The sequence below is a fragment of the Xanthobacter flavus genome (assembly GCF_017875275.1).
Taxonomy (GTDB): domain Bacteria; phylum Pseudomonadota; class Alphaproteobacteria; order Rhizobiales; family Xanthobacteraceae; genus Xanthobacter; species Xanthobacter flavus_A.
Genome location: NZ_JAGGML010000001.1, coordinates 4,622,825 through 4,638,098 on the forward strand (window position 1 = coordinate 4,622,825; position 15,274 = coordinate 4,638,098).

Annotated in this window: 7 protein-coding genes and 8 pseudogenes; 7 read left to right on the forward strand and 8 right to left on the reverse strand. The window is 63.5% G+C overall.

What is annotated here, in order from left to right; all coding sequences use genetic code 11:
* Positions 1-163: 163 nt before the first annotated feature.
* A protein-coding gene (locus tag J2126_RS21815) for an IS3 family transposase (protein WP_209490465.1) occupies positions 164-1,353 on the forward strand; the annotation gives its coding sequence in 2 pieces (ribosomal slippage) (positions 164-413 and positions 413-1,353; 1,191 coding nt in all).
* A 17-nt stretch (positions 1,354-1,370) separates the two neighbouring features.
* Positions 1,371-1,721, forward strand: a pseudogene (locus tag J2126_RS21820) (IS66 family transposase); the annotation flags it as partial.
* Positions 1,722-1,730: 9 nt separating this feature from the next.
* On the opposite strand, the gene J2126_RS21825 reads toward J2126_RS21820, so the two are convergent.
* The 4 genes and pseudogenes from J2126_RS21825 to J2126_RS21840 all read right to left on the reverse strand — a co-directional run bounded on the left by J2126_RS21825 (position 1,731) and on the right by J2126_RS21840 (position 6,361).
* Positions 1,731-2,786 carry a right-handed parallel beta-helix repeat-containing protein gene (locus J2126_RS21825; protein ID WP_209488903.1) on the reverse strand — a complete coding sequence of 352 codons (1,056 nt, stop codon included), beginning with the start codon at positions 2,784-2,786 and terminating at the stop codon, positions 1,731-1,733.
* A 624-nt stretch (positions 2,787-3,410) separates the two neighbouring features.
* Positions 3,411-4,303: pseudogene (locus J2126_RS21830) on the reverse strand (IS3 family transposase); the annotation flags it as partial.
* 191 nt (positions 4,304-4,494) lie between these two features.
* A pseudogene (locus J2126_RS21835) lies at positions 4,495-5,100 on the reverse strand (IS3 family transposase); the annotation flags it as partial.
* 41 nt (positions 5,101-5,141) lie between these two features.
* Positions 5,142-6,361, reverse strand: a pseudogene (locus J2126_RS21840) (IS256 family transposase).
* A gap of 59 nt (positions 6,362-6,420) precedes the next feature.
* Between J2126_RS21840 and J2126_RS21845 the strand changes: the two are divergent.
* The 5 genes and pseudogenes from J2126_RS21845 to istB all read left to right on the forward strand — a co-directional run.
* Positions 6,421-6,843, forward strand: a pseudogene (locus J2126_RS21845) (ATP-binding protein); the annotation flags it as partial.
* Between the two features lie 114 nt (positions 6,844-6,957).
* Positions 6,958-7,260: pseudogene (locus J2126_RS21850) on the forward strand (integrase core domain-containing protein); the annotation flags it as partial.
* A gap of 273 nt (positions 7,261-7,533) precedes the next feature.
* Complete coding sequence (locus J2126_RS21855) at positions 7,534-8,982, forward strand: oligosaccharide flippase family protein (RefSeq protein WP_209488904.1); 1,449 nt, start codon at positions 7,534-7,536, stop codon at positions 8,980-8,982.
* A gap of 391 nt (positions 8,983-9,373) precedes the next feature.
* A pseudogene (locus J2126_RS21860) lies at positions 9,374-10,593 on the forward strand (IS256 family transposase).
* A 96-nt stretch (positions 10,594-10,689) separates the two neighbouring features.
* Positions 10,690-11,246: pseudogene (istB, locus tag J2126_RS21865) on the forward strand (IS21-like element helper ATPase IstB); the annotation flags it as partial.
* Between the two features lie 202 nt (positions 11,247-11,448).
* Here istB and J2126_RS21870 read toward each other — a convergent pair.
* From J2126_RS21870 to rfbB, 4 genes are all read right to left on the reverse strand, one after another.
* Positions 11,449-12,222, reverse strand: a complete 774-nt coding sequence (locus tag J2126_RS21870) for a ferredoxin--NADP reductase (protein WP_209488905.1) — start codon at positions 12,220-12,222, stop codon at positions 11,449-11,451.
* A 149-nt stretch (positions 12,223-12,371) separates the two neighbouring features.
* On the reverse strand, positions 12,372-13,244 hold the full coding sequence (gene rfbA, locus J2126_RS21875) for a glucose-1-phosphate thymidylyltransferase RfbA (protein ID WP_209488906.1): 873 nt from the start codon (positions 13,242-13,244) through the stop codon (positions 12,372-12,374).
* Positions 13,241-14,188, reverse strand: coding sequence for a dTDP-4-dehydrorhamnose reductase (gene rfbD, locus J2126_RS21880; RefSeq protein ID WP_209488907.1), 948 nt, complete (start codon positions 14,186-14,188; stop codon positions 13,241-13,243). Before rfbD ends, rfbA begins: the two co-directional genes overlap by 4 nt.
* Positions 14,185-15,270, reverse strand: coding sequence for a dTDP-glucose 4,6-dehydratase (gene rfbB, locus J2126_RS21885; protein WP_209488908.1), 1,086 nt, complete (start codon positions 15,268-15,270; stop codon positions 14,185-14,187). The genes rfbD and rfbB overlap by 4 nt, the downstream gene beginning before the upstream one ends.
* Positions 15,271-15,274: the final 4 nt, after the last annotated feature.

The window sequence follows — 15,274 nt, forward strand, 5'->3', positions numbered from 1 at the left end:
TCGCGGGGCGCGGGATGATTGAGTTCGCATGATCTGTCGTCGCAGCCGCTGACGCGGCCGAGCACGCCGAAGAGCTTGAACCGGTCATTCCATCGAACACCATCATGTGGCGATCCTCGACCACGGACAGAAGCAAAGAACCCGCGACGTGCCATCATCGGGGTTGACGACACCGGACCGAATACAGAAGCAGATCATCGGCATCCTGAAGGAGCACGAGGCCGGGGTGCCGGTCTCGGACCTGTGTCGCAAGCACGGGGTTAGCGACGCCAGCATCTACAAGTGGAAGGCGCGTTTCGGCGGGATGGACGTATCGGAGGCCAAGCGGCTGCGGGCGCTCGAGGACGAGAACGCCAAGCTGAAGCGCATGCTCGCCGACGCCATGCTGGACAACGTCGCACTGAAGGATCTCCTGGGAAAGAAGTGGTGACGTCCGCTGCCGAGCGCAGGGCTGTCGCCCACCTCATGGAAGCCCATGGGATGAGCGAACGGCGGGCGTGTAAAGCCACCGGCTTCTGCCGCATGACCATGAGATACGAAGCCACGCGCGGGAATGACGCCTCGCTGCGTGAGCGGATGAAGGCCATCGCCCGGGAGCGACGGCGGTTCGGCTATCGCCGTCTCCACGTCCTGCTCAGGCGGGAGGGCTTCCGGGTCAACCACAAGCGGCTGTTCCGGCTCTACCGTGAGGAACGGCTGATGGTCCGCCGGCGCGGCGGCCGCAAGCGGGCGATCGGGACACGGGCGCCGATGATGATCCCGCTGCGGCCGAACGAGCGCTGGTCGCTCGACTTCGTCGCCGACCAGATGACCGATGGCCGGCGCTTCCGGATGCTGGCCATCGTGGACGACTGCACTCGCGAGTGCCTGGCGCTGGTGGCGGACACGTCGCTGTCCGGGGTCAGGGTCGCTCGCGAACTCGACAGGCTTCTGGCAGAGCGCGGCCGGCCCAAGATGATCGTCAGCGATAATGGCAGCGAGTTCACCTCCAATGCCATTCTGGCCTGGACCGACGCGGCCCGGGTCGAGTGGCACTACATCGCGCCCGGCAAGCCGATGCAGAATGGCTTCATCGAGAGCTTCAACGGCCGCCTGCGGGACGAGTTGTTGAACGAGACGCTGTTCTCCAGCCTGTCTCAGGCCAGAGCCGCTCTCGGCCGGTGGCAGGTCGATTACAACACCGACCGGCCGCACTCGAAGCTCGGATGGCAGACGCCAAGCGCCTTCGCCTCGACGTTCCACCCGCGGCGGGATCAGACGCTCCGCAACATGAACGGCTCCGCATCTGCCCCCGCCGCCCAGCACGCCCGACAGGGCAAATCCAACCGCCAGAACGAACTCACCGCTGGATAGAAGTTGGGGGCAACGTCAAGAAGACCAAGCTCGCGGAGGCGATCCGCTACGCGCTCTCGCGCTGGGAGGGGCTGACCCTGTTCCTCGACGACGGCCGCGTCGAGTTGGACAACAACATCGTCGAGCGCTCGATCCGGCCCCTGGCCCTGACCCGGAAGAATGCGCTCTTCGCCGGCTCCGACGGCGGCGCCGAGCACTGGGCTGTCATCGCCTCGCTGGTCGAGACCTGCAAGCTCAACGCCATCGACCCTCAGGCCTACCTCGCGGACGTCATCACCCGCATCGTCAACGGCCACCCCAACAGCCGCATCGACGACCTGATGCCATGGGCCAACCCGGCACAGCCGGTTCTCAGCAACGTGGCCTGAGGACGACGCTTACGTCTTTTCTGCCACGTTCAAGTCCGGATCCTGGAGGAAGTACGACGTCTCGACCGCTTTGGTGATCTTCGAATTCTCTTTGGAGTAACTTACATGGACAGGTTCGAGGCCGGCGCCAAATCGGCTTGTAAGCTTGATGATAGGTTGGTTTCCCAAGTCGCAGCCTATGAGCTGTGCGTCTAGCATCGATATCGGTCCGTCCGCATGAAAGCCTGATACGGTCCAATCTAACAACGGGTGGTTGCTGCCTCTCACACTCACGCCGCGGGCGATGAAATTTCTGATCTCATTTGGGACGAACCCGGCACGGCGAAATACGGCGGAGCGTCCGTGGGCAAGCGGAGTACCATTGCGATCAATTCCAATTCGATCATATTGGCCCCCTTCGACGTAGAGGCTCTCTGTAGGGCCGTCATTATGAGAAAGAACGACAAGTGCACATCCTCGTGTCCCTTTGATTTGATTATTGCTGACTGTTACTCGACCAACCGGTTCGTGCACGAATATCGCGTGTGGGTGGGTCTTGGGGATGATGTGTTCTCCGATGTCGCCAGCCTCGAGTTGGCCGGCGCGGCAGATAACGTTTCCTTCAATTATCGCGCCGGAGGCTTGGTTGTCGTTCTGGCGCTCGCAGCGAATGGCACACACATTCGTGCGGTCGATTCGGTTGCCGACAACTTCGGCACCGGGAACGGAAATTCCGATTCCCACCCCGATATCGGCAAGGGTATTTTCGCGAATTTCGACCCGGAGGACCGCCTTAGTGTTGGAATGGCCGACATAGATAGCATCGTCCCCTGTTTCGCTAATACGGCATCCGGTTACGCGAGTTTCGATAGCCGGACTCACGATCCATACTGCCGTGTCGCCGATCGATCCATGCGAGTGTAGACGCGACTCCCGGCGTCCCCCGAAGATGCAGCTTTCAACGATAATTCGGTCCGGTGTCCAGCCCATGGGGTCGCCGCGTCCTATGGTCAGCCCCATATTGTCAGCGGACGGAATTGCGATGCCCGCGACATTATATTCGCGAAAGCCCGACAGACGGATCATGTCAGATCCCCCGACCCGTATGGCCGGGCGGGCAAGGCGCGTAGTGAGGCCGACGAGTGTAAGCCGTCCACCCAATCGGGCGGAGTTGCTGATCCTCAGATACGCCCGATTTCGTTCGGGTTTCGGAATGTCGAAAACAAACTCGGTCCCAGTCGCCTCTAAGACGAGGTCGCCAATTGATGGCGATACGGCCGAGAGCGACCGCGTCAAACGATACCGTCCCGGAGGAATGCGAGCATGAGTATAATTACCTAGCGACAGTTCAGAAAGAAAGGCCTGAAGCGCATCGGTGCTGTCAGCGCCTGAGCCATCGTCGCCGGCGCCTGCCTCCGGACTGAAAGCTTGTGCATCAAGCGTCCTCGCGCGAGCCGGGCGGGCGGCAATCGGGGTTGCATTTGCTAACAATGCGACTCCTGAAGACACCAATATGTCGCGTCGAGATAGGTATGGCATGTAGTTCTGCTCCGAAATTGCTGCAGTCCGTGGGGGGTGGACCGCTATTGTGGATTATGCCGTGCCGCCGCTTTAGGTGCCGGCCGCTTGTATTTTTGAACCCTTCGAGCTTCAGCGGAGGCTAGTTGGTATAAGTTCCGGTTCTGATCTTCCCCGAAAAAGTGGACGGGGTTAAGCCGCTCTGCGTTCCATCTCGGCCGGGCTGATGTAGCCGAGGGCCGAGTGCAGGCGGCGGGGATTGTCGAAGCCCTCAATGTATCCGAACAGATCCCGTCGCGCCTCGGCCCTGGTGGCATAGAGGCGATGGTGGACCCGCTCGGTTTTCAGGGTGTGGAAGAAGCTCTCCATTGGCGCATTGTCCCAGCAATCGCCCTTGCGGCTCATGGATGGGGTGATGCCCGCGGTGGCAGCGCCCCGCGATAGGCTTCGGAAGCGTATTGGATGCCGCGGTCCGAATGGTAGATCAGGCCGGGTGCCGGCCGCTGGCGCTCGATGGCCATGGCGAGGGCTTCCAGCGCGATCTGGGTGTGCAATGTCTCGCGCATGGACCAGCCGACCAGCTTGCGGGTGTGCATGTCGAGCACGCCGGCAAGGGTGAGCCAGCCTTCGCCTGTGGGGATGCAAGTGAGGTCCGCCAGCCAGACCTGGTTCGGGGCCTGGGTCATGAAGTTGCGGGCGAGCCGGTTGGGAGCGATCGGATAGGAATGGCGGCTGTCGGTCGTCCGCGTGCGCCTTGGCACGGCGGCCAGGCCCCGGATGCCGGCGCGGCGCATGAGCCGCTCGATCCGGGACCGGCCCACGCGCCGACCGTGCCCCCTCAGGACCGCATGGATCCGGGGCGCGCCATAGGTCCCGCTGCTCTGCGCGTGGATCAGCCGGATGTCGTCGGTGAGCGCCCGGTTGGTGTGCGCGCGCAAGCTCTCCGGCCGGGCACGCCAGGCATAATAGCCGCTGGCCGACAGCCCGAGGGCCGCGCACATCACGCGAACTGGCCACACAGCGCGATGCTCATCGACGAACCCGAACTTCATCGGGAGGCCGCTCCGAAGATGAGCGCGGCTTTTATGGAATGGCCCGCCCCACACTTCCCGGCATGATGACGATGTCGGATTTGGAGGAGAGGACCGATGACGAGGCCCCCATCGCCGTGCTCGGGATCGATCTGGGCAAGAATAGCTGCAGCTTGGCAGGCATTGAGGTGGTCCCGCATTGGCGGACAGTTTGGCGGCTTCGCTAAGCTTGGTTCTGGTGTGTGTCACGCCGCCATGTTGATGCCGTCGCAGGCCGTATGGACCTCCTCCGGCGTTCTGCCGCCGAGAGCCGAGTGGGGCCTCGTGCGGTTGTAGTAGGTGATCCATCGGCCGATCCCGGCCCGCGTCTCGAAGGCGTTGAGGTAGATGCACTCGTATTTCAGCGACCGCCAGAGGCGCTCGATGAACACGTTGTCCATCCACCGGCCGCGGCCATCCATGGAGATCCGCACGCCGGTATCCAGCAGCACCTGGGTGAACCGCGGGCTGGTGAACTGGCTGCCTTGGTCGGTGTTGAAGATGCCCGGCCGCCCGAACCGGGACAAGGCCTCCTCCAGTGCCTCGATGCAGAAGTCGGTCTCCATGGTGTTGGACAGCCGCCAGGACAGAACCCTGCGGCTGTGCCAGTCCATGATGGCGACCAGGTACAGGAACCCGCGCCGCATCGGGATGTAGGTGATGTCGGCGCACCAGACCTGGTCAGGCTCGTCGATCGCCATGTTCCGCAGGAGATTGGGGAAGACGCGGTGCTGCGGATGCCGCACTGTGGTCTTCGGCCGCTGGTAGATGGCGGCCAGCCCCATGCGGGCCATGAGGCGCCGCACGCGCTTGGGAGTGTCAGGAATTTCGTGTGGGGGCGGCGGGTTGAAGATCAGGCCGCCATGGCCTTTGAGAAGCGCTCGCCGAAGATAACGGCGAACTGCGCCTTTGCCATCGCCCATTCACGAGGCGCCATCTTCCACTCCTTTTCGGCGCGGTTCAAGACCAGGAAGAGGAGCTTCAGGGCAGCATCGTCCGTGGGGAAGTGTCCCCTGGCCCGCACGGCGCGGCGCAGCTTGGCGTTGAGCGCCTCGATGGCGTTCGTGGTGTAGAGGATGCGGCGCACCTCGGCGGGGAAGGCATAGAACGGCACGACCTCGCTCCAGGCCCGCCGCCAGCTCTGGGCGATGGCCGGATAGCGCCGGCCCCAGGCCGTGTCCTCGAAGGCCGTGAGCGCCGCCTCGCCGGCGGCCGCATCCACGGCTCGATAGATGTCCTTCAGCGCCGCGGCGACAGCCTTGCGGTCCTTGTACGATACGAAGTCGAGGCTGTGGCGCAGCAGGTGGACGATGCAGGTCTGGACCACCGCTTCGGGGAACACCGCCCGGATCGCGTCGGGAAAGCCCTTCAGGCCGTCGACGACGGCCAGCAGCAGGTCCTCGACGCCGCGGTTCCGAAGCTCGTTCATAACGCGCAGCCAGAACTTGGCGCCCTCGTTCTGCTCCAGCCACAGGCCGAGGATCTCCTTGGCGCCATCGGCGCGCACGCCGAGCGCGATGTGGACCGCCTTGTTGCGGACGATGCCCTCGTCGCGCACCTTGACCCGCAGGGCATCGAAAAACACCAGGGGATAGACCGGCTCGAGCGGCCGGGCCTGCCACGCGGCGATCTCCTCCAGGACGGCGTCGGTGACGACGCTGACGAGATCAGGCGAGACCTCGATACCATAGAGCTCGCGCAGATGCCGACGATCTCCCGGGCGCTCATGCCCCGGGCATACATGGACACGATCTTGTCGTCGAAGCCGGGGAAGCGCCGCTGGTACTTGGCGATGAGCTGGGGATCGAACGTCGCCTGACGGTCCCGCGGGATCTCCAGCTCGATCCGGCCGGTCTCGGTGGTGACGGTCTTGCGGCCATAGCCGTTGCGGCTGTTGCCGGCCTCCTCGCCCGCCAGGTGATGGTCCATCTCGGCGTTCAGGGCGCGCTCGGCCAGCGCCTTCTTCAGATCGTCGAGCAGGCCATTGGTGTCGAAGGCCGTCTTGGGATCGGCACCGGCCAGCAACTGGTCCAGCAGTTCGTCAGGAATACGGGGGGCTTTGCGTCGGGCCATCGGGAACCTCCATAGGGTCCATCATGACCGCCCCCACACGAAATTCCTGACACTCCCGGCGCGAAGCCATCGTCACCGGATACTCGGTCCTGTTCACGCCGGCGACGACGCTGGTCGCACAACTGGCCAAGGCCCATGGCGAAGGGCGGCTCGAGGAGAAGCTGACCCACTACGCCAAGCCGAAGCTGCTGATCGTCGATGAACTCGGCTATCTGCCGTTCGAACCCGACGCCGCGCATCTGTTCTTCCAGCTCGTCAGCCGCCGCTATGAGCGCGGCGCCATGCTCGTGACCTCCAACCGGGCCGTCGGAGAATGGGGCTCGGTCTTCGGCGATCCCGTCGTCGCGACCGCCATCCTCGATCGGCTGCTCCACCACAGCCACGTCATCACCATCCGCGGAGATAGCTATCGGCTCCGCGAAAAGCGTCGCAGCGGCCTTTTGCAAAAGGCCGCTGCGACGCCTCAACCCGCAACCGCCTGAAGGGCAATCGGCATGGGGGTCAGTTCTTCATGACGAAAAGGGTCAGTTCCGAATGTCGCTGGACAGATGGCTAGAATAGGACGGAAAACCCTGTTGCGACGACCGATTGAATCCGCCCAATACGAGAGTGTCCGCTACAGCGAGCGCCTGGCGGAAGCCGGCATCGAGCCCTCCGTCGGCAGCGTGGGTGACAGCTACGACAACGCTCTCGCCGAGACGATCAATGGCCTCTACAAGGCCGAGGTCATCCATCGGCGGGGTCCCTGGCGATCCTTCGAGGCCGTCGAGTTCGCGACGCTGGCCTGGTTCGATTGGTTCAACCATCGCCGGCTGCTGGAGCCCATCGGCAACATCCCGCCGGTCGCAGCCAAGGAACGCTACTACGCCATGCTCGACGAGCAGAAACGGGCGGCGTGATTCACATCAAACAGCCTCCGGCAGACCCGGGGCGGTTCATAATGGCAAGAGGGCTGTAACCGAAGAAGGAGGAATACAACCTGAACTACACCCTCCGGCGCTGGGCAATCGATCCCCCCGGCCGATTATGCCGCAACAATCACACTAGAAACCGTGGCCGCCTGAGGTCACAAATCAGCCGGCGGACTCGCTCCTCAACCGGAGGAGAAACGCGGCACAGGTCAGCGCTGATTGAATGACGTGGCTGCCTACTACTAGAGGGAGACAAGAGTAATGGCTTTCCTCAGCCAAAATGCATGGGCGGGCCTCTGGTCGGTAATGCTGCAATGGTCACGTATCGGCTTAAACGCAGCTGTATTCATCGTTCTCTCGCGATGGATCGGTCTATCGGACATCGGTGCGGTTGCTGCTGCGCAAGCACCTGTGCTCATGTTCCAGTCCGCCTTCGTTGCAGCTGTGCCGGAGTCGGTTGTGCAGGAAAGGGAGCCGAGCGAGATCAAGCTCGCGTCATATTTCTGGATGTCTGTGATCGTAGGCTTAGCCAGTTCAATCTTGCTGCTATGCCTCGGTCCGACCTTCACACGATTGGTTGGAGAGCCAGAAGTGCTGCCGTTTTTCCAAGCCCTCTCGGCCGGCCCTCTGATTTTATCCATTGCGTGCGTTCACGAGGGCTTGCTCAGGAAATCTTTGAATATGCGATTCCTGGCGGTTCGGACCACGATCGCCTCCTCTATCGCCGGAACCGCGTCCATCATTCTAGCCCTTCGTGGTTTTGAAGGTTGGGCGATGGTCGCTTTTATACTGGTAAATTCGATCACGTCCACAACTCTCACACTGGTTAGTCATCCCTGGCGCCCAGCTTTCGTTATCGATTTGAATTTTCTCAAAGGAATTGGTCCAAAGCTCGGTGCCATAGTCGGGCGATATTGGCTTTCATCGATCACTACGCCTCTCATTCAATTGGTAGCGACAGCACAACTTGGTTTGGCAACAGGTGGAACCCTGCAGTTGGCCTTCCGCCTTCAAACGTTGTTGTCCGCTTTGGTGGTAGCACCGCTCCGCTTCATAGCGCTCCCGCTATTCGCCCGAGTGCAGGGTAATTCTGAGGCATTGCGACGAGGAATCGTGCGCGCCATCTCAGCCGGAAGCTGCATCGCCTCACCTGTTTACGTTGGAATGCTAGCAGTTGCGCCCGACTTGCTTCCTCTCCTTCTTGGCCAGTCGAATGGCGGGCCAACCGTCGAATTGTTCCGGTTGATCTCGGTATATGGTCCTTTTGAAATCCCGGTTTCGATAGTAAATCAGGCCCTCGTCGCCGGAGGGATGGCGACTGTTGTTTTTAGACGCACGATCGCAATATATTTTCTCGTTATAATACCATGTGTTGTAGCTGCATTTCATTCGGCATTTCTAGTTTGTATTGTATATTCAGTTGGAGCTAGTTTTTTTGGCTTGACACTATCCGCCTGGTTGGCGCGGAAATATTATTCCGTCAATTCTGTTGAATTTTTGGTCGCATTTGCGCGCCCTCTCGTCGCTGCGCTTTTTATGTGGCTGGGGATTGAAGCAATGCATTCCGTCCTGTCGTCCCTTCCGGCCAGTGAGCGAATTGTCATCCTTATCGCCTTTGGGGGCATGTCTTATCCGGTACTTCTCTTTTTAATTGCAAGGCCACAGATGATGGCTCTTTGGTCTCTTCTTACGGGCAGAAAAGCTGAATGACGGTGTTTAGGTGTGTTTCGGCATGGAAGATTGACCCCGTTGTGAGGGGGATCGGCGTGTAATTTTGCCCCCCCTCTTGGCTCATGGTCCGTCGTTTTGTTGCGACGGGCGGGCTGGGGATGAAGGGCGTGGATACGATTGCGCGGATCCGGCGCGAGCATTTCGTGCGCGGCAAGTCCATCAAGGAGATCGTGCGGGAGCTGTCCTGATCAACGGCACCACGGTGTCGGTGCGCGTCGCCCATGTGCGGGCTGTGCCATTCGCGGATGCTGTTCGTGCGGGCCTATCCGCGCGAGACGCAGGAGATGGTGTTCGACGCCCACGCAGGCCAGCGGGGAGTGTCAGGAATTTCGTGTGGGGGCGGTCATGATGGACCCTATGGAGGTTCCCGATGGCCCGACGCAAAGCCCCCCGTATTCCTGACGAACTGCTGGACCAGTTGCTGGCCGGTGCCGATCCCAAGACGGCCTTCGACACCAATGGCCTGCTCGACGATCTGAAGAAGGCGCTGGCCGAGCGCGCCCTGAACGCCGAGATGGACCATCACCTGGCGGGCGAGGAGGCCGGCAACAGCCGCAACGGCTATGGCCGCAAGACCGTCACCACCGAGACCGGCCGGATCGAGCTGGAGATCCCGCGGGACCGTCAGGCGACGTTCGATCCCCAGCTCATCGCCAAGTACCAGCGGCGCTTCCCCGGCTTCGACGACAAGATCGTGTCCATGTATGCCCGGGGCATGAGCGCCCGGGAGATCGTCGGCATCTGCGCGAGCTCTATGGTATCGAGGTCTCGCCTGATCTCGTCAGCGTCGTCACCGACGCCGTCCTGGAGGAGATCGCCGCGTGGCAGGCCCGGCCGCTCGAGCCGGTCTATCCCCTGGTGTTTTTCGATGCCCTGCGGGTCAAGGTGCGCGACGAGGGCATCGTCCGCAACAAGGCGGTCCACATCGCGCTCGGCGTGCGCGCCGATGGCGCCAAGGAGATCCTCGGCCTGTGGCTGGAGCAGAACGAGGGCGCCAAGTTCTGGCTGCGCGTTATGAACGAGCTTCGGAACCGCGGCGTCGAGGACCTGCTGCTGGCCGTCGTCGACGGCCTGAAGGGCTTTCCCGACGCGATCCGGGCGGTGTTCCCCGAAGCGGTGGTCCAGACCTGCATCGTCCACCTGCTGCGCCACAGCCTCGACTTCGTATCGTACAAGGACCGCAAGGCTGTCGCCGCGGCGCTGAAGGACATCTATCGAGCCGTGGATGCGGCCGCCGGCGAGGCGGCGCTCACGGCCTTCGAGGACACGGCCTGGGGCCGGCGCTATCCGGCCATCGCCCAGAGCTGGCGGCGGGCCTGGAGCGAGGTCGTGCCGTTCTATGCCTTCCCCGCCGAGGTGCGCCGCATCCTCTACACCACGAACGCCATCGAGGCGCTCAACGCCAAGCTGCGCCGCGCCGTGCGGGCCAGGGGACACTTCCCCACGGACGATGCTGCCCTGAAGCTCCTCTTCCTGGTCTTGAACCGCGCCGAAAAGGAGTGGAAGATGGCGCCTCGTGAATGGGCGATGGCAAAGGCGCAGTTCGCCGTTATCTTCGGCGAGCGCTTCTCAAAGGCCATGGCGGCCTGATCTTCAACCCGCCGCCCCCACACGAAATTCCTGACACTCCCTAAGGAGGTTCCCGATGGCCCGACGCAAAGCCCCCCGTATTCCTGACACTCCCCTTCCAAGCTGCCCCTGGCCAAGGACATCGACGACTTCGTGTTCGACGACACCCCCATCAACGAGACCCTGGTGCGCGACCTCGCCGGCGGCAACTTCCTCGCCCACCAGCGCAACGTGGTGCTGATCGGGGGCACCGGAACCGGCAAGACCCATTTGGCCATCGCCATTGCCCGGGCCTGCATCCGCTCGGGTGCCCGCGGCCGCTTCTTTAACGTCGTCGACCTCGTCAACAAGCTGGAGGCCGAGGCCCGATCCGGCCGCCAGGGTCCGCAAAGAACGCAATATTGGCCGATTATCTCTCCCGCAAGGACTTCATCGTCCTCGACGAGCTCGGCTACCTGCCCTTCGCCCAGTCCGGCGGCCAGCTCCTGTTCCACCTCGTCAGCCGGCTCTACGAACAGACCTCGGTCATCGTCACCACGAACCTCTCCTTCGGCGAGTGGCCGAGCGTCTTCAACGACCCCAAGATGACCACGGCGCTCCTCGATCGCCTCACCCACCACTGCGACATCGTCGAGACCGAAAACGAGAGCTGGCGCTTCAAGAACCGCGCCTGACCTCCGCCACCATTGACCCCCGACAGGGGCAACATTCGGCGCCGATAGGGAGTCAGGTTTCCACGCCCATTGACACTCCTGCCCTGAGAGCGCCACTGAGTCGCTCGCAGACATCATATGATGCCGGCCAGAGGGAGCATCGACACCGCAAGTTCAACGGCGCTTCAAAGGATCTACGAGAGCGGGCCATCCTTCAGGGCTCTCAGCGCTCCACAAATGCCTTTTCGATCACATATTGGCCGGGAGCTGACTGGCTGCCCTCGCTGAAGCCGCGCAACTCCAGAATCTCCACCACGTCTTTCAGCATCTGCGGGCTTCCGCAGAGCATCAGGCGGTCTTCCTCCGGCGAGATCACCGGCAGGCCGAGGTCGGTGAAGAGCTTGCCCGAGGTGATGAGATCGGAGATGCGGCCCTGGTTGCGGAAGGGCTCGCGCGTCACGGTCGGGTAATAGACGAGCTTTTCCCGCACTTCCTCGCCGAGGATCTCGTCGTCAGGCAGAGTCTTGGTCAGGTACTCGTCATATGCGAGCTCGGCCACGGTGCGGGTGCCGTGGATGAGGATGACCTTTTCGAAGCGGTCGTAGGCGTCAGGGTCCTTCACCACCGAGAGGAAGGGCGCGAGGCCCGTACCGGTGGACAGGAGGTAGAGGCGCTTGCCGGGCAGCAAGCTATCCTGCACCAGCGTGCCGGTGGGCTTGCGGCCGACGAGGATCTTGTCGCCTACCTTGAGGTGCTGGAGGCGCGAGGTGAGCGGGCCGTTCTGCACCTTGATGGAGAAGAACTGCAGCTCTTCCTCGTAGTTTGCGCTCGCCATGGAATAGGCGCGCAGCAACGGCTTGCCGTCCACAAGCAAGCCGATCATCGTGAACTGGCCGTTGAGGAAGCGCAGGCCGGGATCGCGGGTGCAGGTGAAGGAGAAGAGGTTGTCGGTCCAGTGGTGGACGCTGGTGACGGTCTCTTCGTTGAAATTGCTCATCTCGAAAGTCCGGTCTCGACAAGGTGCGGCGCGCCGGAATGGCGAAAATCCCGCAATGCTCAAGGGAAGACGGCCGTCACCCTACAGGATGCGGCCGCGCTTCAAAAGTGCGGCGGGAGTCCGCAGTTGCCCCTCGGACCGAGCCCTGTTCAGGCGGTTCCGGCCGCAACGCGCGCCAGATACTGGCCGTAGCTGGACTTGGCGAGGTCGTGTGCCCGCGCTTCGAGGCCCGCCCGGTCGATGAAGCCGGCGCGATAGGCCACTTCCTCGGGCGAGGAAATCCGCAGGCCCTGCCGCTTCTCCAGGATCTGCACGAACTGCGCGGCCTCGACGAGGGAATCCGGCGTGCCGGTGTCGAGCCAGGCGAAGCCCCGGCCCATCATGGCGACGTGCAGCGCGCCGAGCTCCAGATAGGCCTTGTTGACGTCGGTGATCTCGATTTCGCCGCGGGGGGAGGGGGCGAGGTCGGCGGCGATGTCCACCACCCGGTTGTCGTAGAAATAGAGACCCGTCACCGCGAGGTTGGATTTCGGCGCCTTCGGCTTCTCCTCCAGCGAGAGGACCTTTCCGGATGCATCCATCTCCACCACGCCGTAGCGCTCGGGGTCGTGGACCGGATAGCCGAACACCGTCGCCCCCGTCTCCTGCCGCGCCGCGCCGGCCAGCAACTCGGGCAGGCCGTGGCCGAAGAAGAGGTTGTCGCCCAGCACCAGCGCCACGCGGTCGTTGCCCACGAACTCGCGGCCGACGATGAAGGCGTCGGCGAGCCCGCGCGGATGCTCCTGCACCGCATAGGTGAGGTTGATGCCGAACTGGCTGCCGTCCTTCAGCAGCGCCTGGAACAGCGCGGAATCGTGCGGCGTGGTGATGATCAGGATGTCCCGGATGCCCGCCATCATCAGCGTGCACAACGGATAATAGATCATCGGTTTGTCGTAGACCGGCAGTAGCTGCTTGGAGACGACCAGCGTGATGGGGTGAAGCCGGGTGCCGGAGCCGCCGGCCAGAATGATACCCTTCACGATGCTTCCTCGGATTGCGGCGCGGGCGTTGCCGGCGCGGAATGTGCGGGCGCCTCCGGCTGGGGCACTTTGGCCAGCAGCGTGTCCACCACCTCGCGGGTGCGCTGCTCCCACGGGGCGGCGCGCACGCCGAAGGCGCGTTCGAACAGGTCGCTGGCCAGCTCGGAATTCTTCGGCCGGCTGGCGGGGGTCGGATAGTCGGCCGTGGTGATGGGCGTCACCTGCGGCTTGCGGCCGGTGTGGGGCTCCGCCGCTGCGACGATGGCGCTGGCGAAGTCGTGCCAGGTGGTCACGCCGCGCCCGGCGAAATGGTAGGTGCCCCAGCGGGCATCGCCGCTCGCGGCCGCGAGAGCCGCGGCCAGCACCGCCTCGGCGAGGTCGCGCGTGGCCGTGGGGCAGCCGTGCTGGTCGGCAACCACGCGCAGCTGGTCGCGCTCGCCCGCGAGGCGCAGCATGGTCTTCAGGAAGTTGTTCCCGTGGACGCCGTAGACCCACGAGGTGCGCACGATCACGTGGCGATCATAGGCCGCGCGCAGCGCCGCCTCGCCTGCCGCCTTGGTGCGGCCGTAGACGCCGAGCGGCGCCACGGGGTCCGCCTCCACATAAGCGCCGCGCTTGGTGCCGTCGAACACATAGTCCGTGGAGACATGCACCAGCGGCGTGCGGTAGCGGGCGCAGCGTTCGGCGATGAGGCCGGGCGCGAAGGCATTGATGCGGGCCGCGAGGTCCGGCTCGCTCTCGGCCTTGTCCACGGCGGTGTAGGCGGCAGCGTTGATGAGCGCATCCGGCCGCGCGGCCTCGAGCGCGCGCGCGACGGCGACCGGATCGGAAATATCGAGTTCGGCATGGCCGAGGGCAGTGAGTTCGATGCCGCGCTCGGCGGCCAGCGCCACGGTTTCGCGTCCGAGCTGCCCACCGGCTCCGAACAGAAGAATGCGCGTCAAGATGCGAGCCCCAGTTTGGCGCCGGTCGCCGGCGCCTTGTCCAGCCCCAGCCGCTGGCCCTGATAGCGCTGGCGCAGAGGCTCCCACCACGGGCGGTTGGCGAGATACCAGCGGATGGTCTTCTCGAGCCCCGTCTCGAACGTCTCGCGCGGCGACCAGCCGAGCTCGGCGTTCAGCTTGGAGAAGTCGATGGCGTAGCGCGCATCATGGCCGGGCCGGTCGGTGACGAAGCGGATCAGCCCCTCACGCCTTCCGATAGCGGCATCCGGCACGATATCGTCGAGGATGGCGCAGATGGTGCGCACCACGTCGATGTTCCGCCGCTCGCAGGCGCCGCCCACATTGTAGCTCTCGCCGGGACGGCCCTTGGTGGCGATGAGGACCAGCGCCTCCGCGTGGTCCTCCACGAACAGCCAGTCGCGCACGTTCTCGCCCGTGCCGTAGACCGGCAGCTCGGCCCCTTCCAGCGCGTTCAGCGTGACGAGGGGGATGAGCTTCTCGGGAAAGTGGTACGGCCCGTAATTGTTCGAGCAGTTCGACATCACCGCCGGCAGGCCATAGGTGTGGAACCACGCACGGACGAGATGGTCCGAGGCCGCCTTGGAGGCGGAGTAGGGCGAATTCGGCTGGTAAGGGGTGTCTTCCCGGAACAGCCCCTCCGCGCCGAGGCTGCCGAACACCTCATCGGTGGAGATGTGATGGAAGCGGAAGGCCTCCTTCTGCGGCCCCGGCAGCGCCCGCCAGTAGCGCAGGGCCTCCTGCAGCATCGTGTAGCTGCCCACCACATTCGTGGAGATGAAGTCGCCCGGCCCGTCGATGGAACGGTCCACATGCGACTCGGCCGCGAGGTGCATCACGAGGTCTGGCTTGAACCCCTCTAGCGCGGTGCGCACAGCGGTGGCGTCGCAGATGTCGGCCTGCACGAAGGCGTAAAGCGGGCTGTCCGCGACCGGCGCGAGGGAGGCGAGATTCCCGGCGTAGGTCAGCTTGTCGAAATTGAGAACATGGTGGCCGAGCCCCACGAGGTGCCGCACCACCGCCGAGCCGATGAAGCCCGCCCCTCCCGTCACCAGCACCCGCATCAAT